This is a genomic window from Streptomyces sp. NPDC048434 (assembly GCF_043200375.1).
In the GTDB taxonomy this organism is placed as follows: domain Bacteria; phylum Actinomycetota; class Actinomycetes; order Streptomycetales; family Streptomycetaceae; genus Streptomyces.
This window is the reverse complement of record NZ_JBICXQ010000027.1, coordinates 107051-132352: the sequence shown is the minus strand read 5'-3', so window position 1 is coordinate 132352 and position 25302 is coordinate 107051. Positions and strand designations below refer to the sequence as shown.

Annotated in this window: 18 protein-coding genes and 1 pseudogene; 6 read left to right on the top strand and 13 right to left on the bottom strand. The window is 72.1% G+C overall.

Annotation, left to right across the window (positions count from 1 at the left end; all coding sequences use genetic code 11):
- Positions 1-360: 360 nt before the first annotated feature.
- Positions 361-1626 carry a cytochrome P450 gene (locus ACGFWI_RS28985; RefSeq protein ID WP_393909012.1) on the top strand — a complete coding sequence of 422 codons (1266 nt, stop codon included), beginning with the start codon at positions 361-363 and terminating at the stop codon, positions 1624-1626.
- Positions 1623-2573 carry an L-tyrosine/L-tryptophan isonitrile synthase family protein gene (locus ACGFWI_RS28980; RefSeq protein WP_393909011.1) on the top strand — a complete coding sequence of 317 codons (951 nt, stop codon included), beginning with the start codon at positions 1623-1625 and terminating at the stop codon, positions 2571-2573. The genes ACGFWI_RS28985 and ACGFWI_RS28980 overlap by 4 nt, the downstream gene beginning before the upstream one ends.
- Before the next feature lie 39 nt (positions 2574-2612).
- Here the strand turns inward: ACGFWI_RS28980 and ACGFWI_RS28975 are convergent, their stop codons facing one another.
- From ACGFWI_RS28975 to ACGFWI_RS28965, 3 genes and pseudogenes are all read right to left on the bottom strand, one after another.
- On the bottom strand, positions 2613-3401 hold the full coding sequence (locus tag ACGFWI_RS28975) for an ABC transporter ATP-binding protein (RefSeq protein WP_393908984.1): 789 nt from the start codon (positions 3399-3401) through the stop codon (positions 2613-2615).
- A pseudogene (locus ACGFWI_RS28970) lies at positions 3398-4484 on the bottom strand (FecCD family ABC transporter permease). The gene ACGFWI_RS28975 and the pseudogene ACGFWI_RS28970 overlap by 4 nt, the downstream one beginning before the upstream one ends.
- Positions 4484-5551, bottom strand: a complete 1068-nt coding sequence (locus ACGFWI_RS28965; protein WP_393908983.1) for an ABC transporter substrate-binding protein — start codon at positions 5549-5551, stop codon at positions 4484-4486. Before ACGFWI_RS28965 ends, ACGFWI_RS28970 begins: the two are co-directional and overlap by 1 nt.
- 198 nt (positions 5552-5749) lie before the next feature.
- On the opposite strand from ACGFWI_RS28965, the gene ACGFWI_RS28960 reads away from it, so the two are divergent.
- Positions 5750-7066, top strand: coding sequence for a PucR family transcriptional regulator (locus ACGFWI_RS28960; RefSeq protein WP_393908982.1), 1317 nt, complete (start codon positions 5750-5752; stop codon positions 7064-7066).
- A 9-nt stretch (positions 7067-7075) separates the two neighbouring features.
- Here ACGFWI_RS28960 and ACGFWI_RS28955 read toward each other — a convergent pair whose 3' ends face one another.
- The 6 genes from ACGFWI_RS28955 to ACGFWI_RS28930 all read right to left on the bottom strand — a co-directional run bounded on the left by ACGFWI_RS28955 (position 7076) and on the right by ACGFWI_RS28930 (position 16055).
- A complete protein-coding gene (locus ACGFWI_RS28955; protein ID WP_393908981.1) occupies positions 7076-9010 on the bottom strand; it encodes an alkyl/aryl-sulfatase in 1935 nt (644 codons plus the stop codon).
- Positions 9011-9103: 93 nt separating this feature from the next.
- Positions 9104-9562 (bottom strand): cyclic nucleotide-binding domain-containing protein, encoded by a 459-nt coding sequence (locus tag ACGFWI_RS28950; RefSeq protein ID WP_393908980.1) that lies wholly within the window; start codon positions 9560-9562, stop codon positions 9104-9106.
- Positions 9563-9662: 100 nt separating this feature from the next.
- Entirely contained in the window at positions 9663-12557 is a 2895-nt protein-coding gene (locus tag ACGFWI_RS28945) for an NHLP bacteriocin export ABC transporter permease/ATPase subunit (protein ID WP_393908979.1), read from the bottom strand.
- Position 12558: 1 nt separating this feature from the next.
- Entirely contained in the window at positions 12559-14847 is a 2289-nt protein-coding gene (locus tag ACGFWI_RS28940) for an NHLP family bacteriocin export ABC transporter peptidase/permease/ATPase subunit (protein ID WP_393908978.1), read from the bottom strand.
- Positions 14844-15650, bottom strand: coding sequence for an HlyD family efflux transporter periplasmic adaptor subunit (locus ACGFWI_RS28935; protein WP_393908977.1), 807 nt, complete (start codon positions 15648-15650; stop codon positions 14844-14846). Before ACGFWI_RS28935 ends, ACGFWI_RS28940 begins: the two co-directional genes overlap by 4 nt.
- Before the next feature lie 177 nt (positions 15651-15827).
- Positions 15828-16055: a type A2 lantipeptide gene (locus ACGFWI_RS28930; RefSeq protein ID WP_393908976.1), complete on the bottom strand. Its 228-nt coding sequence runs from the start codon at positions 16053-16055 to the stop codon at positions 15828-15830.
- 757 nt (positions 16056-16812) lie between these two features.
- On the opposite strand from ACGFWI_RS28930, the gene ACGFWI_RS28925 reads away from it, so the two are divergent.
- Positions 16813-17844 (top strand): PHP domain-containing protein, encoded by a 1032-nt coding sequence (locus ACGFWI_RS28925; RefSeq protein WP_393908975.1) that lies wholly within the window; start codon positions 16813-16815, stop codon positions 17842-17844.
- Positions 17845-17850: 6 nt separating this feature from the next.
- On the opposite strand, the gene ACGFWI_RS28920 is transcribed toward ACGFWI_RS28925, so the two are convergent.
- On the bottom strand, positions 17851-19215 hold the full coding sequence (locus tag ACGFWI_RS28920; RefSeq protein ID WP_393908974.1) for a chloride channel protein: 1365 nt from the start codon (positions 19213-19215) through the stop codon (positions 17851-17853).
- Positions 19216-19386: 171 nt separating this feature from the next.
- Here ACGFWI_RS28920 and ACGFWI_RS28915 point away from each other — a divergent pair, with 171 nt between their 5' ends.
- A complete protein-coding gene (locus ACGFWI_RS28915) occupies positions 19387-19833 on the top strand; it encodes a PaaI family thioesterase (protein WP_393908973.1) in 447 nt (148 codons plus the stop codon).
- A 10-nt stretch (positions 19834-19843) separates the two neighbouring features.
- On the opposite strand, the gene ACGFWI_RS28910 is transcribed toward ACGFWI_RS28915, so the two are convergent.
- From ACGFWI_RS28910 to tdh, 3 genes are all read right to left on the bottom strand, one after another.
- Positions 19844-20752 (bottom strand): LysR substrate-binding domain-containing protein, encoded by a 909-nt coding sequence (locus tag ACGFWI_RS28910; protein ID WP_393908972.1) that lies wholly within the window; start codon positions 20750-20752, stop codon positions 19844-19846.
- Between the two features lie 35 nt (positions 20753-20787).
- The gene (locus tag ACGFWI_RS28905) at positions 20788-21981 is read right to left on the bottom strand and encodes a glycine C-acetyltransferase (protein ID WP_393908971.1); all 1194 of its coding nucleotides are present in this window, start codon (positions 21979-21981) and stop codon (positions 20788-20790) included.
- Between the two features lie 65 nt (positions 21982-22046).
- The gene (gene tdh, locus ACGFWI_RS28900; RefSeq protein ID WP_393908970.1) at positions 22047-23075 is read right to left on the bottom strand and encodes an L-threonine 3-dehydrogenase; all 1029 of its coding nucleotides are present in this window, start codon (positions 23073-23075) and stop codon (positions 22047-22049) included.
- A 489-nt stretch (positions 23076-23564) separates the two neighbouring features.
- Between tdh and ACGFWI_RS28895 the strand changes: the two genes are divergently transcribed.
- Positions 23565-25208, top strand: a complete 1644-nt coding sequence (locus tag ACGFWI_RS28895; RefSeq protein WP_393908969.1) for a S1 family peptidase — start codon at positions 23565-23567, stop codon at positions 25206-25208.
- Positions 25209-25302: the final 94 nt, after the last annotated feature.

Below are 25302 nucleotides of genomic sequence, written 5' to 3'. Positions count from 1 at the left end.
AGGTGGAGGCGGTGCCGAGCGGGCCATCGGGGGCTCGTCGGAGGGTGAGGTTTGTCCTGTTCCTGCGCCGGAACTCAGCGGCCTTCGGGGCCGACTAACTGGGTTTGTGCGGCGTCCCCTTCGGCGTCCCCTTCAGCGTCCGCTTCGGTGCCCCGGGTCCGGTTCGACGTCGGCTTCGGCATCCTCTGCTTCGGCATCCTCTTCGGCTACTTCCCGGCCGCCCTCTTCGCCACCCCGCTCGCCCGCCCGGCCGAAATCACCGTCCCCGGCGGGAACTCGACGCGCCCCGCGCACGACCTCTCCAACGCCGTGCCGTCCGGGCGCGGTTCGTCACCGACCGGCACCGCCGAGGAGGACACCTTGTCCACACCGCCCGATCCCGTAGAGCTGTACGGGCCGGAGTACACCCGCTATCCCTATCCCCTGTACGCCGAGCTACGGGCGCGCGGCCCGGTCCACCGGGTGCGCTTCCCCAGCGGGGTGTGCGCCTGGCTCGTCACCGGCTACGAGGCCGCCCATCAGGCGCTGACCGACACCCGGCTGGGCAAACACCATGCGCGTGGCAACGCAGCCTGGCGGGCCCGCGCCTCGATCATGCCCGAGCCCCAGCACTCCCAGCTCCAGGTGCATCTGCTCCACCAGGACCCGCCGCGGCACACCGCGCTGCGCCGGCTGATCACCGACGCTTTCGCCCCGCAGCGCGTCGAGGGGCTCCGCCCCCGCTTCCAGGCGATGGCCGACGCCCTGCTCGACGGCCTCCCGGACGCCGGCGAGGCCGATCTGGTCGAGGTGTTCGCCGGGCGCTTCCCGTTTCAGGTGCTCGCCGAAGTCATCGGGCTGCCGGGGGAGTTCGCGGCGCGCTTCGACCGGGACTGGGGCAAGGTGGTCCAGCCCGTGGGGCCGGCGGACCCCGGCCGCCCGGCGTACGAGGCGCGGCTGCGCGGACTGCAGCAGTACATCGCCGATCTGGTCGTCCACAAACGTGGGGAGCACGGCGAGGATCTGCTCTCCCGGCTGGTGGCCGCGCGCGACGACGGCCGGCTCGGCCGGGAAGAGCTCGATTCGATGATCTTCCAGCTGCTGGTCGCCGGACAGGAACCGGTCACCCACCAGATCAGCACGGCCCTGGTCACCCTGCTGCGCCATCCCGCCCACCTGGCGGCGCTGGCCGACCGTCCGGAGCTGCTGCCCCGCGCCGTCGAGGAACTGTTGCGTTATGACAGCGCCTTCGAGCTGACGACCTGGCGGTTCTTCGCCGAGGACACCGATCTGCACGGGACGCGCATCCCGGCGGGCGACTCCGTCATCGTGTCGCTGTGTGCGGCCAATCGCGACGCCCGGCAGTTCCCCGACGCCGACGCCCTTCACTTCGACCGCGCCCCCAACCCGCACCTCGCCTTCGGCCACGGCATCCACTTCTGCCCCGGCGCCGCGCTCGCCCGTATCGAACTCCACATCGCCCTGGGCACCTTGCTGAGACGGCTGCCGGACCTGCGGCCGGCCGTCCCGGACGGCGAGCTGGGCTGGATCCCGGCGGTACTGGCGCGCGGGGTCGACCGGCTGCCGGTGACCTACGGCGCGCCGGCCGCCTGTCCGGGCGCGGGCGGGCCGGATGCCGCGTGCTGACCAGCCCGGCCCGGCCGCGACCCGGTGTGCCCGCCGGCCACCCGGCCGGCTGCACGGCGGTGCTCGCCGAGCTCCTGCCCCACCGCCGCACGCTCGACACCGGCCACGGGGACACCCCGGACGCCTTCCCCGCCCAACTGCGGCAGCTCGCCGCTCCGGTGGCGGCGGGCGAGCCGATCGTGTTCACCCTGCCGGGCTTCCCGTGCAAGTCGCCCAACCCCGCCAAGGTGCTCGGCCACCTCCCCGACGAGGGCGAACGGCTGGCACTGCGCTTCCTGGACGCCCTGTGTGCCCGGATCGAGGCCGTCCACCCGCCCGGCGCGCGGGTGGTCATCTGCTCGGACGGGCATGTCTTCAGCGATCTCATCCAGGTGCCCGACCGGGACATCGATGCCTACGCGGACGCGCTGCGCGCCCTGATCCACGACGAGGGCCTGACCCGGCTGGACGTCTTCGACCTGCGCGAGGTGTACGGGCAGCGGCTGTCGCACGACGCCAAACGGGCCCTGGTCCACGAGCGTTACGCACCGGCCCTGGAGGCCCTGCGGTCCCTGACGCGCGGCGACGAACCGACGCGCCGCCTGTACCAGGGCATCACCCGCTTCCTCTTCGAGGACTCCGCCTCGTTCCGGGGCACCCGTTCGGCGTTGCAGCGCGACTGCCGCCGCCGCGCCTACGGGGTGATACAGCGCAGCCGCGCCTGGGGCGAGCTGGTCGGCGCGTACCACCCGGGCGCGTTCCGGCTCTCCATCCATCCGCAGCCGGGGGGCTCGGCCAAGTTCGGCATACGGCTGCTCGATACGCCCGATGTGTGGATGACGCCCTGGCACTCCTGTGTGCTCGAACACGGCGACGGACGGCGGGAGTTGCTGCATCGCGCGAAGGCCGAGCGGCTCGGCCGGCTGGTGTTCCACCAGGGGCGGCCGAACCACTTCGTGGCCGGGTGAGGGGGCGGGGTGTCCGCCGCCGCCCCGGCGCGGCGACCGTCACCCGTCCCCGGCGGGCAACGCCTCCCGGTGATCGAAGGCGATCAACGGGTCGCCGGTGAGCGGATGTTCGGTCACCGCGGCGCGCACCCCGAACACCTCGGCCAGCAGCGACGGCGTCAGCACCGCTCGGGGCGTGCCGGACGCCACCACCCGCCCGGCGTGCAGCACATGCAGCCGGTCGCACAGGGACGCCGCGGCGTTCAGATCGTGCAGCGAGATCAGCGTCGTACGGCGCTGCGCCCGCAGCAGCGTCAGCAGCTCCACCTGATGCCGGACATCGAGGTGGTTGGTGGGCTCGTCCAGTACCAGCACCGCCGGGTCCTGGGCGAACACCCTTGCCAGCAGGGCCCGTTGACGCTCACCCCCGGACAGGGTGGAGAACCGGCGGGCGCCCTGCCCGGCCAGGCCGACGGCGGCCAGCGCGCGGGCCACGCTCTCCCGGTCGGCGTGGTCCTCGCCCGCGAAGGCCCGCTTGTGGGGCGTACGGCCCATCGTCACCACCTCGCGCACGGTCAGCTCGAAATCGCTGCCGCGCTCCTGCGGCAGCGCGGCGACCCGGCGTGCGGTCTGTCCCGGTGTGAGCGTGCGGATGTCGGCCCCGGCCAGCAGCACCCTCCCGGCGGTGGGCCGCAGATGCCGGTAGACGGTCCGCAGCACGGTGGATTTGCCGCTGCCGTTGGGGCCGACCAGCCCGGCGATCTCGCCGTCGGCCGCCATCAGCCGCACTCCGGCCACGACATTCCGGCCCGCGTAGCCGACCTGCAGATCCTCGATCTCGACATTCACCGGCCCGCCTCCATCCGCCGGTCCAGGATGAACAGCAGCGCGGGCGCCCCGATCATCGCGGTGACGACTCCTACCGGAAGTTCCTGGGAGTCCATCGCCGTACGGCACACGATGTCCACCACGACCAGCAGCAATGCACCGGTCAGCGCGGACAGTGGCAGCAGCCGGCGGTGGTCGCCGCCGATGACCAGCCGGCACAGATGCGGCACCATCAGGCCCACGAAGCCGATGGCTCCGGAGACCGCGACCAGTACGCCGGTCAGCAGACCGGTCACCACGAAGAGTTCCCTGCGCAGCCGGGTGACGTCCACGCCCACCCCGGCCGCGGTCTCATCGCCCATGATCAGGGCGTTCATGGCGCGGGCCCGCGCCTGGAGTGCCAACAGCCCGGCGGCGACGGCGAGTACCGGCAGCCACAGGACGTTCCAGGTGGCCCCGCTCAGGCTGCCCATCAGCCAGAACAGCACACTGCGGGTCTGCTGTTCATCGCCGGCCTGGAGCACGAGATAGCTGGTGAGGCCGGACAGGAACTGCCCGATGCCGACGCCGGCCAGCACCAGACGCAGCGGTGAGAAGCCCCCCGCCGCGCCGGGCCATGCACCACACCAGCGCGAACGAGGCCAGCGCTCCGGCGAACGCCGCCGCCGACAGCCCCAGCCCCAGGACTCCGCCCGCGCCGGCGCCCAGCACGATGGCGGCGACCGCGCCGAGTGAGGCGCCGCTGGAGATGCCGAGCAGATACGGGTCCGCCAGCGGATTGCGCACCAGCGCCTGGGTCGCCGTTCCCACCAGCCCCAGCCCCGCACCCACCAGTGCCGCCAACAGGGCGCGGGGGACCCGCAGTTGCCACACGATCAGGTCGTCGGTACCCGGCCGGGGCGGCGCACCGCCGAGCCGCCGGAACACCACCGACCAGACGTGAGCGGGCGCGATATCGGTGGAGCCCAGGCAGACCGCGGCGGTCAGCGCCACCACCACGGCGAGGCCGAGCCCCACGGCGAGCGGTCCGGCGGGCGGTGTGGGGCGCTCGTAGCGCTCGGTCCGCTCCTCGCGGTCGTGCGGCCCGGAGATCACCGGAGCCATCAGCGGGCCGCCTTGAACCGTTCGGGATGGATGGTGTGCGCGATCTCCTCGACGGTGTCCGCGTTACCGACACCGGCGATCGTCGTACGCTCCGAGCCGATCCGCAGGAACTTGCCGTTGCGCACGGCAGCGAGCCCCTTGGTGGCGGGGAAGCTCTTCAGGAACGCGGCGGCCTCGTCGTACGCCTTGGCGTCGGCCGCCGCGTCACCGCGGTGACGGACCCCGAGCTGGATCCAGTCCGGGTTCTTGGCGACCACCTCCTCCCAGGAGACCGGCTTGAAGTCCCCGTCGCAGCCCTCGAAGACATTGCGTGCCCCGGCCTGGCCGATCACGGCGTTGGCGACCTGCTTGCGGCAGACGGCGACCGGCTGCTTGGTGCCCGCGTCGTAGTCGAAGAAGAAGTACGTCGGCCGCTCGGCGGGGGCGATGCCGCCCACCGCCCGGTGCACCTTGTCGGTCTTCTTCTGCATCCCCGCCACGAGCGCGTCCGCCCGCTCCCTGGTGCCGGTCACCGCGCCCAGCCGCTTGATGTCGCCCTCCACACCCGACAGATCGCGCTGCGGCTTCCCGGCCATCGGGGCGCAGGCGGTGGACGCCAGGTAGAGGTGCTTGATGCCCGCCGCCGTGAACTCCTCCTCACTCGGCGCGTCACCGGCACGGCCCATGGAGTTCATCGAAGCGAAGGTGTCGATGTAGAGATCGGCACCCGAGCCGAGCAGCTTCTCCTTGGGAATCACGGACTTCCCCAGCACCGGCACCTTCCGGGCCTGCGCCCCCAGGGCGCCGGGCAAGGCGCCCTTGCCGGGCGGGAATCCGGTCCCGATGACCCGGTCGCCCGCCCCCAGCCGCAGCAGCATCTCCAGCGAGGCGGCGTTGCTGGTGACGATCTTGCGCGGCGCGGACGGGAAGGTGGTGGTGGCGCCCTTGCAGTCGGCGATCCGCACGGGGAAGCCCGGCCCGTGGGCGCCCCCGGCCGTGTCCCTGCCACCGTCTCCCCCACTGCCGCCGCACGCGGTGGCGGCCAGCGCGACCACCACCGCGGCACCGCACAACTTCCCAGAACGCATGGCGCTTCTCCCCTACGCATCACCAGCCGGTGCACCCGGCCGCCTCACTCGCCGCAGCAGCGGCCGACGGGCCGCAGGCGCGACCCGGCACAGGTAGTCGGCCGGGTGGCGGGGACGGTTCCGGACGGCAGCGCTCTTTTCCCGCCGGAAGCCGGCCGGGCTAGGGTGGCGCGTCACAGCGGCACCGGGAGGCGGTTGATGACGACGGGCGTGCCCGGTACGGCCGATGGGGCCGGTACGGCCGATGGGGCCGGTGTGGACGATGCCTCCGCTGCGTCCGGTGCGTCCGACGTGACGGATCCGGACTCGGCGGTCCCGGCGCTGTCCGACACCGCGCGGTCGCTGGCGGCGCGCTGTGCGCCCCGGGTGAACGCACTCGCCCGGCTGATGTCCCGGGACGTCTTCGAGCAGCTGCACGGCTATGCCGAACTCCCCGCCGACGTCAAGGATGTGGAGATCGCGGCGACCGCGCGGCACGGACTGCGGCTGTTCCTGGACCGGGTGGTGCGCGATCCCCGGACCGTCCCCGGCGACTTCGACGTCTTCCGCGAGCGCGCCGCCCAGCGGGCCGAGGAGGGCATGCCGCTGCATCTGCTGCTGACCACGCACTGCGTGGGGGTGCGGGTGCTGTGGCAGGCGCTGCGGGACGCCGCCCGGCCGGGCGAGGACGCCGCGCTGGTCGAGCTGGCCGGCTGGCTGTTCGGCGCCGAGCAGCGCATCGTGCGCACGGTCACCGAGACCTACCTCGACGAGCAGGCCGCCCTCGCCTCCGAACGGCGTGCAGAGCGCCGCTCGTTGGTACGCGGGCTGCTGGAGGGCACCACACCTCCTCCGGCCGGCAGCGGCCTCGACGGGCCGTCGCTGGTCCTCTCCGTACAGCTGCCGGACGGTCCCCGGGCTCCGGTCGCCACACGGCGCGTGGTGCGACGGCTGCAGGCGGCGCTGGACCGCGCCTTCGGCAGGGAAGTGCCCGCCCTGCTCGACGGCACCGGGGGCCGCGCGATCGTGCCCGGCCGGGTACAGCCGCCGCCCGTACTCGCCGAGCTGCTCGACGGGGTGTGCGGTCCGGGCGTACGGCTCGCTGCCGTGCACGCGGAACAGGGCACGGAGATCCCCGAGGCGGCACGCACCGCCGCACGGATCGTCCGGGTGGCCCGCGCCTGCGGACACCCCGCCGGGCTGCACCGGCTCGATGACGTGCTGCTCGAATACCAGCTGTCCCGTCCCAGCGCCGGCAGCGACCGGATTGCCGCCCTGCTCGACCCGGTCGCCGACCGGCCCGAACTCATCGAGACCCTCCGCACCCATCTGGAGCAGGCACAGGACCGCCGGGCCACGGCCCGGCTGCTCACCCTCCACCCCAACACCGTCGACAACCGCCTCGCCCGTTTCGCCACGCTGACCGGGCTCGACCTCTCGACGCCACGGGGCACGGCGCTGGCACTGGCCGCGCTCCTGCTCCGTGACGCCGAGGAGCCGGGCCGGCCGGCTTCCGGGGTCCGCCGGGGAGGGTGACGACGCCCCCTACGGCGTGACGATCGGGAAGGCCGGGTCGGGCTTGTCCAGGAGGGCGCTGAAGGTGAGGAGGGCCTGGGGGTCGCCGTCGAGGGTGACCGTTCCGGCGGCGATCTCGTCGGGGAAGGTGGTGGCACCGCTGAGGACGGCGTTCAGGGTGGTGCGCGCCAGACGCAGGGTGGCGTGGGGCTTCTCGCCGCGCGGGGCGTCGCCGGGCATGGGAGTGAGTGCCCCGTTGGAGAGGAGGAGGGTCCAGGTCTCCGGGGTGGCGAGGCCGCCGGCTCCGTCGGTGCCGGCCGGAGGGGCGGCGATTTCCCAGCGCAGCAGGAGGCGTTGGTCGCCGGCACGGGGGCCGTTGAGGCGGACGGCCATCGACTGGAAGATCTGCTCGGGGGTGAGGGCGGCGAGGAGGTCGGGCGCGATGGGGGTGCGCCCTGCGGCAGGGGTGCGGGTGCCGGTGGTGTGCTCGCGCAGTTCGGCGGCGCCCATCAGGTAGAAGTTGCGCCAGGGCCCGGACTCGGCACCGTGGCCGAGCCGTTCGAGGGCATCGGCCTGGAGCGCGCGGGCCTCGGCGTTGTCCGGTTCGGCGAAGATGACGTGGTGGACGACCTCGGCCACCCAGCGCAGGTCGCCGGCCTCCCACGCCGTGCGGGCCTTGGCCAGTACGGCGTCGGCGCCGCCCATGTACTCCACGTAGCGCGTGGCCGCGGCCACCGGCGGGTGCTGCCAGAGATGGGCCGGGTTGCCGTCGAACCAGCCCATGTAACGCTGGTACACGGCCTTGGCGTTGTGGCTGAGGGTGCCGTAGTAGCCGCGGGTGTGCCAGGCGCGTTCCAGCGCGGGCGGGAAGCGCAGCTCCTCGGCTATCTCGGATCCGGTGAGCCCGGCGTTGATCAGCCGTACGGACTGGTCGTGCAAGTAGGCGTAGGCGTCGCGCTGTTCTTCCAGGAAGCGGACCGCACGCTCCTGGCCCCAGGTGGGCCAGTGGTGGGAGGCGAAGACGATGTCCGTGGTGCCGGCGAACAGCCGCAGCGTCTCGGTGAGATAGCGGGCCCAGGCGCTGGGGTCGCGGACCAGCGCACCGCGCAGGGTGAGGACGTTGTGCAGGGTGTGACACGCGTTTTCGGCGACACACAGGACCCGCAGGTCGGGGAGGTGGAAGTTCATTTCGGCGGGGGCCTCGGTGCCGGGCGTCAGCTGGAAGACCATCCGGATGCCGTCGATCACCTCCTCCTGGCCGGTCTCGGTGATGTGCAGCGTGGGGGCGATCAGGCCGATGGAGCCGAGCGAGGTCGTCTGGCCCAGGCCGCAGCCGATCTGGCCGGCCGGGCCCTTGGGCAGCAGCGCGCCGTACATGTAGCCGGCCCGGCGGGCCATCGCGGGGCCGGTGAAGACGTTCTCGCTCACCGCGTGGGCGAGGAAGCCGGCCGGTGCGATCACGGGTATCCGGCCGCCGGCCACGTCCGCCTCGTCGACCACGCCCCGTACGCCGCCGAAGTGGTCGATGTGCGAGTGGGTGTAGAGGACGGCGGTGACCGGGCGCTCCCCCCGGTGCTCGCGGTACAGGGCCAGGGCGGCGGCCGCGACCTCGGCGCTGATCAGCGGGTCGATGACGAGGACACCGCGCTCGCCCTCGACGAAGGTGATGTGGGACAGGTCCAGGCCGCGTACCTGGTAGATGCCCGGCAGCACTTCGTAGAGGCCCTGCCGGGCGACGAGCCGGCTCTGGCGCCACAGCGAGGGGTGCGCGGTGGGCGGGCAGTCGTCGGCCAGGAAGGCGTAGGCGTCGTTGTCCCAGACGACCCGGCCGTCCGCGTCCCGGACGACACAGGGGTCGAGACCGGCGACGAAGCCGCGGTCGGCGTCGGCGAGGTCCTGTGCGTCGTCCCGGGCGAGCGGCTGGCCGTGGTGGGCGGTCGGCTCGCTGATGTCCGCAGTGCTCATGGAGGCGATTGTGGTGCGGCCGGCGGCGCGGGTTCATGGTGAGCGGACACAGCGTCGGCAGTCATCCGTCACAAGCCGGCGCCCGCGCGACGGTCAGGCGTCGAGGCCGCTGCCCTGGGGGCCGTACAGGTCCAGCAGGCGGACGCGGGTGCCGTGCAGCCGGTCGGCCACGGTTTCGGCCACATAGCGGTACATCGCCCGGCCGAGGACGGGATCGGACTCGCACAGGTCGCGGACCACCCTGGCGTCGAACTCCACGGCCTCCACCGGGCCGACGGTCTGCGCTCCCAGGTGCCACAGGTAGGGCGGGAACAGCCAGGACCAGCCGAGCAGTTCGCCCCGGCCGAGCGTTTCGACGACCGCCGCCCGGCGCCCGGGGACCCGCTGATCGAGCGCCACCTGACCGCTGTGGATGATCCAGAAACGGTCCGCCCGCCGGCCCTCCTCGAAGAGGCGGGTGGCTCGCGGCATCGACACCTCGACGGCGATATCGCTCAGCCGCCGACGCCGGTCGGGCGGCATCGCATGGAACAGGTTTCTGCTGTTGGCCATCGCATCCTCCGCTCGCTACCTGCACGATATGCGGTGCTTTGCGGGGATTCCGGGAAGGCTCGGCCGGGCGGGGCAGCGGTGCGGCAGACCACCGGCGGGCTCAGGTGAGCTGACGCCGGACCAGGTCGTGCAGCCAACCGCCGGTGTCGGCGAGCAGCTCGGCCGGGGCGCCCTGCTCGACGACTCGGCCGTCCGCCATGACGATCACGCGGTCGGCGTCCATGACCGTGGACAGCCGGTGCGCGATCACCAGACGGCTGGCGCTCAGCTTGCGGGTGCTGTCGATGACGATGCGCTGGGTCTCGTTGTCCAGGGCGCTGGTGGCCTCGTCGAAGAACAGGATCCGCGGACGGCGGACCAGCGCCTGGGCGATCATCAGCCGCTGTCGCTGGCCGCCGGAGATGGCGCCACCACCGGAGATCATGGTGTGCAGCCCCATCGGCATCCGCTTGATGTCCTCGGCCAGGCCCGCCATCTCGGCTGCCGCCCAGGCCTCTTCCTGGGTGAAGGACTCGGCGCCGCAGATGCAGTCCAGGATCGATCCGGTGAGGGGCTGGGCGTTCTGCAGGACGACCCCGCACTGGCGGCGCACCGCCGCCTGGTCCAGGGCGGCCAGATCCTGGCCGTCGTAGAGCACATTGCCCGAGGTGGGCTTGTCGAAGCCGATGAGCAGCCGCAGCAGGGTCGACTTGCCGCAACCGCTCGGGCCGACGACGGCCACGAATTCGCCGGGCCGGACCCGCAGCGAGACATCGTCGAGGACCAGCGGGCCGTCGTCGGTGTAGCGGAAGGACAGCTTCTTGGCCTCGATGCCGCCGGAGAGGGCGCCGGGCTGAGCGCTGGCGCCGCGCACTTCGGGCTTCTCGTCCAGCACCGGCTGGATCTGCTCGAACATCGGCAGTGCGGCGGCGGCCGAGACGAAGGCGCCGGTGATCTGGGTGACCGAGGTCAGCAGCATGGTCACCGAGGTGTTGAAGGTGAGGAACGAGGCGGCCGACATGCTGCCGCGGGCCGGTCCGGCCAGCAGCATGAACATGGTGAGCGAGCAGAGCGGCAGATAGACCGCATTGAGGACGGTGGTCAGGTTCTTGATCCGGCCGGCCTTCTGCTGGAGTTCACGGGAGCGCGCGAACTCCCGGGCCCAGGAAGCGTACGCAAAGCTCTCGGCCGCGGCGACCCGCAGCTTGGGCAGACCGCGCAGGGTCTGGAACGCCTGGTTGTTGAGCTTGTTGCCGAGCTTGACCAGCCGTCGCTGCCAGCGCAGCTCCCACAGGCCCATGGCGAGGAACACCGCACCGATGACGATCAGCATGGCGATGGCCGCCAGCGCCAGCGGCACGCTGAACAGGAGCAGCATCACCAGGTTCATCGCGCCGACCGTCGTGGCCTGCACGGCCACCGGGCCGAGTCCGGACAGCACCCGCCGGATGGCGCTGATGCCCATCGCGGCGCTGGCCAGCTCGCCGGTGGAGCGTTCGGTGAAGAACTTCGTCGGCAGCCGCAGCAGCCGGTCCCACACGGCCGGCTGCAGCGCGCTCTCGATCCGGCCCTCCATCCGCAGCACGGTGAGGTTCTGCAGCAGCATGAAGGCGGCGGAGACGACACTGGTGATGATGACGGCCAGGGAGACCTGGACGATCAGGCTCCGGTCGGCGCTCGGGACGTACTCCCCGAGCACCTTGCCGGTCGCGAGGGGCACGAGGGCACCGAGACCCACCGTCACCAGCCCGGCGAGGGCCAGATTCCGCAGGTCCGTCCGCGTACCGCGCAGGCTGAAGAGCATCAGCCGCCACAGGCTCATGGACCGCTCCGGCAGCGGGCGGTAGAACATGACGGCGCGGGGCTCGAATTCATCGGCGTTGTCCTTGCCGATGCGCATCCGTAGCCCGGAGGCCGGGTTGACCGCCTCGTAGCGGCCCCGGCGCCACACCAGCGCCACGGGGGCGCCGGACTTGGCGCGGTGGCCCACCAGGGGTCCGGTATCGGTCCGCCACCAGCGGCCCTGGAGCCGGACCGCCCGGGTCCGGATCCGCGAGCTGACCGCGATCCGTTCGACCGGAGTGATGCGGTCGTTGGCGGCGCCGCCCTTCGGCGGCTCGGTGAGCGTGATCCCGGCCGCCTCCGCGACCGTGCGGCAGACCGCGAAGGTGGCGTCGTCGCCGGCCCGGTCCCTCTCGGCGCTGCCGCGCCCGGCCCGGTCCTGGCGGCCGATGGACGCGATCAGCGCCTGGTCGGCCCGCTCGCGGACAGCCTCGCCCGCCTTGATGCCGGCCGCCGTACGGTCCTCGTGGGCGCGCTCCAGCTGCTCGATCCAGCGGTCGACGGCGGACAGCAGCCGGTATTGCTGATTGACCATCTGCTGCCACAGCGCGGGGTCCACCAGCAGATCGCCGGCCGCCTCCGCGCTGTAGGAGGCGCCGTACTGCACGCTGCCGGGCGGGACCGGCATCCACAGGATGTCGTCGTCGGCCACCGCCTCATCGGCGGGCCGGCCGTCGAGCGGGGCCTCGAACAGCACACCCAGGCTGCGGGCGGTGCCCAGCGCGAAGGCGTGCTCCAGCGCGGAGGGTGCCTCGCCCTGGCCGCCGTACGCGGGGTCGTAGCCATAGCCGCCCTGCGCGCCGTACTGCGGATACGACCCGGTGTCGCCGAAGTCCCCGTACTCATACCGGGGCAGCTCGCGCAGCGGGATCCGGCGCAGCAGGCAGTCCTGCGACGGCCGGCCGAGCAGGGTGTGGTGCGGGCCGGCGACCGGGCCGAGCAGCAGGGTGCCCGCTTCGAGCCGGCCGAGGAAGTGCCAGTGCCCTTCCTGGGCGGCGTCGACCGCGAAGAGGTCCAGCGCTCCGCCGGTGACGAGCCACAGCACATGCGGGCCCTCCAGGGGAACGCTGCGCAGCCCGGTGCAGTCGACGGGCGTGCCGAGGCTGCCCAGCGCCTGCGTCACCGCATCGGTGTCGCCCGGTCCCACGACCGCGGGCGGGGGTACGGATGACACGTCAGTGCTCCTTGACCAGCTCGGCGTACGGGCCCCCGGCGGTGACCAGGTCCTCGTGCCGGCCGCGTTCGACGACCACGCCGTGGTCGAGGACTACGATCTCGTCGCTGTCGCGGACCGTGCTCAGCCGGTGGGCGATGACGACGCAGGCGCAGCCGCGCCGCCGCAGGTTGTCCATGATGATTTGCTCGGTCTGGGCGTCCAGGGCACTGGTGACCTCGTCGAGGACCAGGATGCTGGGGCGCCGGACCAGTGCGCGGGCGATCTCCAGGCGTTGCCGCTGCCCGCCGGAGAAGTTGCGGCCGTCCTGCTCGACCCGGCTGTGGATGCCGTCGGGGCGACGGGCGATCACGTCGTCGTAGAGCGCGGCGTCCTGGAGGGCGGTGATGACCGCGTCGTCCGGGATCGACGGGTCCCACAGCGCCACGTTGTCGCGGACCGTGCCCTCGAAGAGGAAGATGTCCTGGTCGACGAAGGACACGGAGGCGGCCAGCGCGCTGCGGGAGAGGTCCTCCAGACGCTGTCCGTCGATGCGGATGGTGCCTTCCCAGGGGCTGTAGAGCCCGGAGATCAGCCGGGAGACGGTGGACTTGCCGCTGCCGGATCCGCCGACGAGGGCGACCTGCCGGCCGGGGCCGACCGCCAGGGAGAAGCCGGTGAGCAGCGGCTTGTCCAGCGGGCTGTAGCCGAAGCTGATCTCCTCCAGCGTCACATGGCCCTTGAGCCTGCGGGTGTCGGCGTCCGGCTCGGGGCGCGAGTAGAGGGTGTCGACGGGGAAGCTCTCGACGTCCTTGAGGCGGGCCACGTCGGCGGCGAAGTCCTGGATTCGGCCCGCCACTCCGTTGAGCCGGGTGATGGGGGCGGTGAAGCGGGTCACCAGCGCCTGGAAGGCGACGAGCAGACCGATGGAGATATGGCCCTCGACCGCCCGCAGTCCGCCGATCCACAGGATCAGCGCGCTGTTGAGCGTGGCCAGGGTGGGGGCGACGACGGCCAGCGCGGCGCTCGGCACACCGAGGCGCTGCTGCACCTCCAGCGTGGTGGCGTGCTGTCCGGCCCAGCGGCGGAAGTAGCCGTTCTCCCCGCCGGTGGCCTTCATCGTCTCGATGAGCTGCAGACCGGAGTAGGAGGTGTTGGTCAGCCGGGCGGTGTCGGCGCGCAGCTTCTGGGTGTGGGTGGCCCGCAGCCGGATCACGATCCGCATGGCGACCACGTTGAGCAGCGCGATCCCCACACCGATGACCGTGAGTTGGGGGTCGTAGGTCCACAGCAGGACGGCGTAGAGGATGACGACGATGCCGTCCACGCCCGCGGCGGCGAGGTCGCGCGCCAGGGTTTCGGCCACCGCGTCGTTGGACTGCAGTCGCTGGACCAGGTCGGCCGGGCTGCGCTGGGCGAAGAAGGTGACCGGGAGTCTGAGCAGATGGCGCAGGAAACGGGCGCTGGTCAGGGTGGAGGAGATGATGCGGCCGCGCAGCAGATTCGCCTGCTGCAGACCCGTCAGTACGGCGGTCAGCGCCACCATCGCGGCCATCGAAGCGAAGAGCGGCCCCAGCAGCGAGGTCTGGTTGCCGATCAGGAACATGTCGATGTACGTACGGCTCAGCGCGGGCACCGCCGCACCGACCGCGACCAGCAGCAGACTGGCCAGCAGCGCAGCCAGCAGGGTGCCGGTGGTACCGCGCATCCGGGCGGGCACCGCGCCGAGGACGCCGGGCTTACGGCCGCCCTTGCGGAAGGATTCGCCCGGCTCGAAGACCAGGGCGACACCGGTGAAGCTGGTGTCGAAGTCCTCCGTCGCCACGAAGCGGCGGCCCTTGTCGGGGTCGTTGATGCGGACGCCGCGGCGGCCGAAGCGCCGGCCGGTGCCGTCGTAGACGACGTAGTGGTTGAACTCCCAGAACAGGATGGCCGGCGCCTGCACTTCGGCGAGCGCGGACGGCTCCATCTGCATGCCCTTGGCCTGCAGGCCGTAGCTGCGGGCGGCCTTGAGCAGATTGCTGGCGCGCGAGCCGTCGCGGGAGACACCGCAGGCGATCCGCAGCTCTTCGAGCGGTACATGCCGTCCGAAGTGGGCCAGCACCATGGCAAGCGAGGCGGCGCCGCATTCCACGGCCTCCATCTGGAGGACGGTGGGGGTGCGTACGGCCTTGGTCTTCTTGGGCTTCGGGGCGGGCGGCGCCGCACGACGGGTGCGGCGGGCGCCGGGCGCGGGCTCGGGACGGTGCCGGCCGCGGCCCGGAGGCGGCAGCTGCTGCTGCGCGGCTGCGGAGTCTTCGGTGGCGGTCATGGCCGCAGCCAATCGATCGGGTGCTGCGCGGCCAGATGAACGGCGCCGGTGGCCGGCGTCATGGAGTCGACGGCGTACGGCGGGCCGCCGGACGTCGACCAGGCGTAGCCGGACGCGCTGTGCGGGGCGGCATCGAGCTTCACCAGGACCGCGAGGGGCTGGCCGTGCTGCGAGAACTGCTCGCCGAGCTGGCTGTTGCCCAGGTAGGCGCCGATCCGCTGACGGGTCTGCGCGGTCCTGCCGACGGCCTTGACCCGCCCGCGCAGCACGCCGTACTGCTGGCTCGGCACGGACTGGACGGTGAGGTCGACGGAGGCGCCGACGGGGACGGTGGCGCCGCTCTCAGCCGGTACGTACAGCGTTGCCGTCAGGGGGTCGCCGGTATGGGCGACGCGCTCCACGGAGGCCACATCGGCGCCGGTGGTGACGACGGATCCGATCGTGGCGACCATCGTGGTCAGCCGGCCGGCGGCGAGGGTGCGGACGACGGCGGTGCCCCGGGCGGTGCGAACCTTCAGAACCGGGGTGTTGGCGGCCACCCGCTTGCCCTCTTGGGCGAGTACGGCGGTGACCTGGCCCGCGACAGGGCTCTGCAGGATATAGCTGCCCTGGCCGTGGGTGAGGATTCCGGGTGCGCTGAGGGTGGACGACACGGTGCCGGTCACCGCCCACAGGGACGCGGCGATCACGAAGAGGACCGTGACGATCAACACCAGCAGGCCCTGGGGCCTGGCGAAGCGCACCGGCACGTCGATTTCTTCGGGCGACTGCAGCTTGGAAAGGGCCTGTTGGCGGAACTCCACGACACTCTTCCCTCAACTGCAATGGTCTGTTTCAGAAGGATGGCGGCCGTGCGCCCCGGTCCCGGACACAGCCAGGGATCCGGGGCACTCGGCCCGGCACGTCGACAAGGAGGGGGCGCCGACCTGCCGTTGTCACCGTTCAAAGCCGGCTGTACCGCTCAGCGGCACAGGGACGACTCAGAGACCGGAGACGAGGCCCGTGGCGGTGCCGACGACGCCCGAGGCGTTGACGCCGGTGGCGCCGTCGACCAGGCCGGTGGCGGTGCCCACGGCGCCCGAGACGGGGGCGATGGAGTCAACGGTGTTGGCGGCGGTGCCGACCGCGCCGTTGAGGAGGCCACCGGACACGTTGTCCAGGTCGGCGTCGGAGATTTCCTGGGTCTGAACCTGGGGGGTGGAGTTCATGGTGTTTCCCTTCGGATGAATATCTCGAAAAAGCTGCGCCCGAACCGTCCGGTGGGGTGGCCCGGCCGCGGCTGCGGCAGTCCGGTACCCGCAATCGGGGACCGATGGTGTGACTCCCGCAGTGCGAAGGATCAAAGCATGCGGGCGCGTTGCGCTGCTAATCGGAGAACCACCGATCTCGACCCCAACGCCTCGCCGAATTACGTGAAGTGCACGCGCGTCCATGACTTGGTGGCAGCTTCTCCACAACTTCTCCAGTTTCACTTTTGACCCACCGGTAATCGCTCGTTCGACGAACTGGACATTCCCGCATCAAACCGATGAGCTGCAGGTCAGCGTGGGGGTGCGTCGCAGGAGAGCATGTGCCGACTGCGCATTCGGTGTGCAGATTTTTTGAAGACCGCCAATTTTTACGGCACCTGAGCACAGCACGGTCACCGAACTCCGGCGCGCACTTACGATGGACCGCTCCGAATGTTGCAGAGGTATGAAATGTGCCCGATTCGCCCGGAGTTCATGGGCGGCATCGGGCGAGTTGAACACCTTGAACGGATTCATCGGAACTATCCGTACGCCATTCCCATGGAAACGGACCGAGTACCCGGAGAACGGACATAACCGTATAACGGCGCGCCTTCGGACCCGTCGGTAATGGGTGATTCCCGAGGGCGGCACCGACACCCCCGGTGGCAGCCGCCCACCGCGTGCGGCACCGTGAAGGGACGCTGCGGGGCCGCGCCCCGGGAAGGAGCCGTCCGTGGACCCCGTCGAGGCGCTGGAGCGGATCGCCTTTCTGCTGGAGCGGCAGGGTGCGGTGAGCTACCGCGTCCAGGCGTTCCGTACGGCCGCGACGGTGATCGGCGCCATGTCCCCCGACGAGGTGCGCCGGCGCGCCCTGGACGGTTCGCTGGGGCGGGTCAAAGGGCTGGGCCCGAAGACCACCCGGGTGGTCGAGGAGGCGCTCGCGGGGGCGCGGCCCGAGTATCTGTCATCTCTCGAACAGGAGGCGGGCGGTCCGCTGGTCGAGGGGGACCGGGGGCAGCGGCTCCGGCGGGCGCTGCGCGGTGACTGCCATCTGCACTCGGACTGGTCGGACGGAGGCAGCCCGGTCGAGACCATGGCCCGGACCGCCCGCGACCTCGGGCACGCATGGTGTGTGCTGACCGACCACTCCCCCAGGCTCACCGTCGCCCGCGGGTTGACCGCCGAACGGCTGCGGCAGCAACTGTCGCTGGTGGCGGAGGTGAACCAGCGGCTGGCACCATTCCGGCTGCTGACCGGGATCGAGTGCGACATCCTCGACGACGGCACCCTCGACCAGGAGCCGGAGCTGCTGGACCAGTTGGACGTGGTGGTCGCCTCGGTGCACTCCAAGCTGCGGATGGACAGGGCGCCGATGACACGGCGGCTGCTGGCCGCGGTCCGCAATCCGCTGGTGGACGTGCTCGGTCACTGCACCGGACGGCAGATCACCGGCAAGCGGCGCCCGGAGTCGCAGTTCGACGCCGGGGAGGTCTTCGCGGCCTGCGCCGAGCACCGTACGGCCGTCGAGATCAACTGCCGTCCCGACCGCTTCGATCCCCCGCGCCGGCTGCTCCGCCAGGCGCTGGAGGCGGGGACGCTCTTCGCCATCGACAGCGATGCCCATGCGCCGGGCCAGCTGGACTGGCAGATCTACGGCTGTGCCCGCGCCGAGGAGTGCGACGTACCGGCCGACCGGGTCATCAACACCTGGACGGAGCGCCAGTTGGCCGCCTGGACCCGGACGGGCCGGACGCCGCGGCGCTGACGGGCCTCAGGCGGCGTGCGGTGCGGCCGCGGGGGGTGCGCTCGCGGCGGTGGCCGGAGTGAGCCGCAGCGCCACGACATACGCGACGACCACGGCGACGATCACCAGCGGCATCACGGTCAGACCGCTCCTGCCGAGCAGCAGGGTGGCCAGCAGCACCGAGATCATCGGCAGCCGGAGCATCGCCACACACATGGCACCGACGCCCATCGCAAAGGCCGCGGTGAGCGACAGGCCGGGCAGGTGGGACAGCACGACACCACCGGCCGCGCCGAGGAACAGCGCGGGGAAGATGGGGCCGCCCCGGAAGGCGCTCAGCGAGGCGCAGTACGCCAGGCCCTTGCACAGGATGAGCAGCAGCAGCGCCGCCACCGAGTAGCCGGCACTGTCCTGGAACAGCGACCCCAGCGCCGACTGGCCCGAATAGAGCATCTCGGTGGCGGGCTTGCCGGTGGTCCCGGCGAACGCCACCGCCAGCGCGCCCACCACCAGGCCCATCACCATCGTGGCCGGGACGCGGCGACGGGAGACCACATGCCCCTTGAGGAACAGCGAGAGCCGCCGTACGCCGACCGCGAGGAAGGCGGCGGCCACCCCGATGACCAGGGCCCAGCCGAACTCCGGAATCGTCGGCTCGGCGGCCTTGGGGATGTCGTGCAGCGCGAGGGAGTACGTACCGAGTCCGGTCCAGTCCCCCAGCCCGGTGAAGACGAGCGCACCGATTCCCGCGGCGAGCAGACCGGGCACCAGCATCATCCCGAGCATCGGGCCGCCCAGGCCCGACACCTCCATCAAGAGGAACGCGCCCAGCAGCGGGGAGCCGAGCAGTGCGCTGACCGCCGCGAAACTGCCGGCCGCGCCCACCGCGGCGGCGGTCCGGGGGCCGGCATCCCGGCCCAGCAGCCGTACGGCGCCGGCGGCCAGCCCGCCGCCGAGGGCGATGAGCGGCGCCTCGGGGCCGAGCACCGCACCGAAGCTGAGCGAGGCCAGCGCCGCGAGGGCGATACCGGGGAGCGCGGAGAGCGGGGGCGCGCCGCTGAGCGCCAGCCCGTCAGCCGGCTCATGGCCGCCGTGGCCCGGCAGATAACGGATGGTCAGGCCGACCAGGAGGCCGGCGACCACGAGCATCGGGACCGGCCACCAGATCGGCGGCCCGCTGAAGCCCAGCGCCCGCGGCAGGTCCTGGTAGATCAGCGGTTCCAGCTCGTGGACCAGCGCGAGAAAGCCGAACGAGACGGCACAGACCGGGAAGCCGACCAGCGCCGCCGTCAGCAGGAGCTTCAGATACTCGCGGGTGCGCACCAGCGCGTAGGGGTCCTGGGGCACGGTGCCCGGCGCCGCGCCGCCCGGGCCGGTGGAGCCGACCGACATCGCTTCGCCTCCCTCGCCGCCGCCGTGCCGAGCCTGCCATGACCGGCCCCGCCCGGCATGCCGGGCGCGTCCTCGGGGGCATGGCTATTCGGGTGGACCGGGCCCGTACCGGGGCCGGGCGGGGTAGGGAGAGAAGACATCAACGTCGTGGACGGCGGCCTGAGGAGTCCGATGAGCGAAGGGGCGGGGACGTTCCGGGAGGCGATGGAGGGGCGTGCGCCCCTGCCTCCCGCGGCGGCCACCCTGGGCATGGAGTTCCTCGACGCGGACGCCGCGAACGGCACGATCCGGCTGGCGTTCACCGCGACCGAGGACTTCACCAACCCGATGGGCAACGTCCTCGGGGCCTTCCTCGCCGCGATGCTCTACGACACGGTCGGCCCCGCTCTCCTCGCCACGCTCCGGCCCGACCAGTTCCAGTCCACCCTGGAGCTGACGGCCTCGTTCCTCCGGCCCACCCGCCCCGGCCGGCTCATCGGCACCGGGCGCATCGTGCACCGCGTGGGCGATATCGCCTTCCTGGAGGCCGCCCTCACCGACGGCGACGAGCGGCTCATCGCCACCGCCGCCGCCACGGCCCGGGTCATCCCCATGGACGAGGCACCGAGCGTGGCATGACGGGCGCCCCTCACCCCTGAGGCGCCGCCGCCTCCCGGAGGGCGGCCAGCACCGGCCGGAGCAGGGGGTGCTCCTCGGCTCCGCGGCGTACGGCGGCGAAGACCCGGCGGGTGGGGGCCACATCGTCGACCGGGCGGACCACCACCCCCGTGAGGTCCATGTCGCGCAGGGCCGAGCGGGGGACGAGGGCCACCCCCGCGGCGGCCGAGGCGAGGGCGACCACGGCCCGGAAGTCGTCGGAGGAGTGCTCCAGCCGGGGCTCGAAACCGGCGTATTCGCAGGCCAGGACGACCACATCGTGGCAGGGGTTGCCGGGGTAGGGGCCGATCCAGGGGTCGTCGGCGAGATCGGCCACGGCCACCTGCGCGGCGTCGGCGAGGCGGTGGCCGGGCGGCAGCACCGCGTCGAACGGCTCGGCGTAGAGCGGGACCCGGGTCAGCCGTGGGTCGTCGGCGCTGGGCGCGCCCCGGTACTCGACGGCGACCGCCACATCGACCTGCCGGTCCAGGACCATGAGCAGGCTGGCGTCGCCCTCGGCGTCCTGGACGCGGACCCGGATGCCGGGCGCGGTGCGGGTGAGCGCGGTGAGCGCGGGCGCGACGACCAGGCCGATGCCGGTGGCGAAGGCCGCGACGGTGACCGTGCCGGCCTCGCCCGAGCCGTAGGCGGCGAGCTCGGACTCGGCGCGCTCCAGCTGGGCCAGGACGGCATTGGCATGGGCGAGCAGGATGTCGCCCGCGGCGGTCAGCCGTACGCCGCGGGCGCTGCGCTCCACCAGACGGTGGCCGGTCTCCTGTTCCAGGGCGGCCAGCTGCTGGGAGACCGCCGAGGGCGTCAGATAGAGCGCGGCGGCCGCGGCGGTGACCGTGCGGTGGTCGGCCACCGCACGGAGGATGTGCAGCCGGCGTGCTTCGATCATGTTTCCAGTTTCTCAGGCGACGCCCGTGGGCGGCGTCAGTCCCCCAGCGCGGACCTCGCGTCGATGAACGCGTCGACCACGCGGTGGACGTCCTCGGTGGAGTGGGCGGCGGAGAGCTGTACCCGGATCCGCGCCTGGCCCTGCGGGACCACGGGGTAGGAGAAGCCGATGACGTAGACGCCGCGCTCCAGGAGCAGCTCCGCCATCCGGGCCGCCTCGGCCGCGTCGCCGATCATGACGGGGGCGATGGCGTGGTCGCCGGGGAGGATGTCGAAGCCCTCCTCGGTCATCCGGGAACGGAACAGCGCGGTGTTGGCGTGCAGCCGCTCGCGCAGGTCGCCGGCCGACTCCAGCAGGTCGAGCACCTTCAGCGAGGCGGCCGCGATCACCGGGGCGAGCGAGTTGGAGAAGAGGTACGGGCGCGAGCGCTGGCGCAGCAGCGCGACGATCTCGGCGCGGGCCGCGACATAGCCGCCGGAGGCGCCGCCGAGGGCCTTGCCGAGGGTGCCGGTGATGAGGTCGACGCGGTCCATCACCCCGTGCAGCTCGGGGGTGCCGCGGCCGCCGGGGCCGACGAAGCCGACCGCGTGCGAGTCGTCGACCATCACCATGGCGCCGTAGCGGTCGGCCAGGTCGCAGATCTCGCGCAGCGGCGCCACATAGCCGTCCATGGAGAACACGCCGTCGGTGACGACGAGCTTGCGGCCGGCGCTGCCGGCCTCCTTCAACTGGCGTTCCAGGTCGGCCATATCGCGGTTGGCGTAACGGAAGCGGCGGGCCTTGCACAGGCGGATGCCGTCGATGATGGAGGCGTGGTTGAGGGCGTCGGAGATGACCGCGTCGTCCGGGCCGAGCAGCGTCTCGAAGACGCCGCCGTTGGCGTCGAAGCAGGACGAGTAGAGGATGGTGTCCTCCTGGCCCAGGAAGCCGGAGATCCGCTGCTCCAGCTCCTTGTGGACCTCCTGGGTGCCACAGATGAAGCGGACCGAGGCGAGGCCGTAGCCCCAGCGGTCGAGCGCTTCATGAGCGGCCGCGACGACCTCGGGGTGGTCGGCGAGGCCGAGGTAGTTGTTGGCGCAGAAGTTGAGGACCTCGCCGGGGTTGCCGCCCGCGGTGACCGCGACGGTGGCGGACTGCGGGGTGCCGATGACGCGCTCGGGCTTGTGCAGGCCGGCGGCGCGGATCTCGTCGAGGGCGCCGCGCAGTTCATCGCGTACGGAGTCGTACATGGGGGTGCTCCTTAAGGGTGCGGTGGACGAGTGAGCCACCGGCTTCGTCGAACCGAGCCGAAAATTCAGGCAGTCCAGTCGAGGATGATCTTGCCGCTCCGGCCGCTGGCGGCATCGTCGAAGGCGGCGTCGAAGTCCTGGTACGGGTAGCGGCCGGTGATCACGGGCGCGAGGTCGAGGCCGCCTTCGAGCAGCACGGACATCGCGTACCAGGTCTCGAACATCTCCCGGCCGTAGATGCCCTTGATCGTGATCATGGAGGTGACGATCCGGGACCAGTCGACGGGGAACTGCTCGGAGGGCAGGCCGAGGACCGCGATCCGGCCACCGTGCGTCATGTTGGCGATCATGTCGCGCATCGCCTCGGGCCGGCCGGACATCTCCAGTCCGATGTCGAAGCCCTCGCGCAGGCCCAGCTCGCGCTGGCCGTCAGCGATGGTCGTCCCGGCGACATTGAGGGCGAGGCTGACACCGACCTTGCGAGCCAGTTCGAGGCGCGGCTCGCTGACGTCCGTGATCACGACATTGCGGGCCCCGGCATGCCGGGCGACGGCCGCGGCCATGATGCCGATCGGTCCGGCGCCGGTGATCAGGACGTCCTCACCGACCAGCGGGAACGAGAGCGCGGTGTGCACGGCGTTGCCGAACGGGTCGAAGACGGCGGCGATATCGAGGTCGACGGGGATGCGGTGCACCCACACATTGCCGGCGGGCAGCGCCACGTACTCGGCGAACGCGCCGTCCCGGCCGACGCCGAGGCCGACGGTGGCGCGGCACAGATGGCGGCGGCCGGCCAGACAGTTGCGGCACTTGCCGCAGACCAGGTGCCCCTCGCCGCTGACCAGGTCACCGGCCTTGATGTCGGCGACGTCCCGGCCGGTCTCCACCACCTCGCCGACGAATTCATGACCGATCGTCATCGGGGTGGCCACGGCCTGCTGGGCCCAGCCGTCCCACGCCCGGATGTGCAGGTCCGTGCCGCAGATTCCGGTGCGCAGCACCTTGATCAGGACATCGCCCGGACCGATGGCCGGTTCCGGCACCTCCATGAGCCGGAGTCCCGGTTCCGCTTTCTGCTTGACCAGTGCCTTCACCGCATCGGCTCCCGTACGTCGGTGTGACCTGCCGGGGGCCCGCGCCGGGCGCCCGATCTTCGTCAGGAAATCTTCCGTACCCCGGCCGCCCGGTCCATCGAGGATTTCTTAAGCGCGGCCACAGTTGCTCTTTACGCCCGGCAGGAAACGGCCTCCCGGCGCCGGACGTGAGGGCGGTCACGCACCGCTCACCGGGCTCGGCAGACCGGCCGGACGCGCAGCTCGGGGACCGTGCCGCCGGTCTGTGCGAGGTGCCGGGGACGGGCGGCCGGACCCTGCCGGTGGGCGGCCGGGCGGTGCGGGAGTGTAAACGTTCGCCACCGCAAGCGTTGGAATTCATCACAGCTTGAGTGGCCGTGAGACCCGGGTGCACGGGGCTACGTAGGACTGGGTGGCAGCAACACACGGGTGCTGACGCGACGCACCGCGGTCGCCCGTGTGCCTCGTTCCTGTGCGTCCCTGGAGGTCAGTGAATTGAGCCACCGACATGTGAACAAGCGGACCGGCGCCATCGCCGGCGCCGCAGCGGCCGCCATCGCGGCTGCGGCGATCCTGCTCCCCAACGCCAACGCGAGCACGGACCAGCCGGCGGCCCTGAAGACACTCAGCGCCCACTCGGCAACGCAGCTGGCGTCATCCCTGAAGGCGGACCTGGGGAACAACACGGCCGGCTGGTACCTGGACAGCGCGAACGGCCACCTGGTCATGAACGTTCTGTCGGAGGACGCCGCGAAGAGCGTCACGGCCAAGGGTGCCGTCGCCAAGGTCGTGCACAACAGCATGACCGCGCTGAAGGCCGGTGCGAAGACCCTGAGCGACTCCGCCTCGGTGCCCGGCACGGCGTGGTCGATCGACCCGAAGACCAACAAGATCGTGGTGCTCGCCGACAGAACCGTCACCGGCGCAAAGATGGCCACGCTCAACAAGGCCACGGGTGGCATGGGCGCAGGCATGGTCACCGTCAAGCGGTCTCAGGGCGAGTTCAAGCGGTACGACGGCGGGGACGCGGGGAGTGCGGCAGGGGGCTCGGCCGGCAGTGCGGCCGGGGGCGCGGCCGGCGACGGCGGGGCGGCCGCGGGCGGTGCGGGCGGCGCAGGTGATGCCGCAGGCGCCGGCGGCGCAGGTGATGCCGCAGGTGCAGGCGGCGCCGGTGAATCGGCCGGTGCCGGAGGTGCTGGAGGTGCCGGAGGTGCCGGAGGTGGGCAGGCTGCGGCTCCGGTCGGCGGCAGCGCCATCTTCGGCGGCAACGCACGCTGCTCGCTGGGCTTCAACGTCACGGTCAAGGGCGCACCGGCGTTCCTGACGGCCGGTCACTGCGGCAACGACTCCAAGACCTGGACGGCCGACCAGGGCGGCAGCCAGCCGCTGGGCACGGTGGCCGACTCCAAGTTCCCGAAGACCGACTTCGCGCTGGTCACCTACGACGACAAGGCCGCCAAGCCAGAGAGCGCGGTCGACAAGGGGGACGGCAGCACCCAGAAGATCACCAAGGCCGCGGAGGCCGCCGTCGGGATGAAGGTGCAGCGCTCGGGCAGCACCACCGGCCTCCACGACGGCACCGTCACCGGCCTCGATGCGACGGTGAACTACGGCAACGGCGACATCGTCAACGGCCTCATACAGACGGATGTCTGTGCGGAGCCCGGCGACAGCGGCGGCTCGATGTTCTCCGGCGACTCGGCCGTCGGGCTGACCTCCGGCGGCAGCGGCGACTGCACCGCGGGCGGCGAGACCTTCTTCCAGCCGGTCACCGACGCGCTCAAGGCCACGGGAGCCGAGATCGGCGCCGGCGGCGCCGGCGGCGGTGACGCGGGAGCGGGCGGCGCCGGTGCGGGTGACGCAGGTGCCGGAAGCGCCGGTGCCGGTAGCGCCGGTGCCGGTAGCGCCGGTGCCGGTAGCGCCGGAGCCGGAGACGCGGGTGCCGGAAGCGCAGGTGCCGGAGACGCCGGTGCCGGAAGCGCCGGAGCCGGAGACGCCGGAGCGGGTAGCGCCGGAGCCGGAGACGCGGGAGCCGGAAGCGCCGGAGCGGGAGACTCCGGTGCCGGTTCCCAGGACCCCGGTACGGGTGCCCAGGACCCGGGAGCCGTCGGCAGCAGTGACCCCGGAGCGGGCAGTGGCGATTCGCTGAACTGACCGACCCGGAATTCCCCCGGATCCCTCTGCGCCATCGGCCCCGTCCCCTTCCCGACGAAGGAGGGCGGGGCCGATGAGTGGGGCAAGTCCCTTG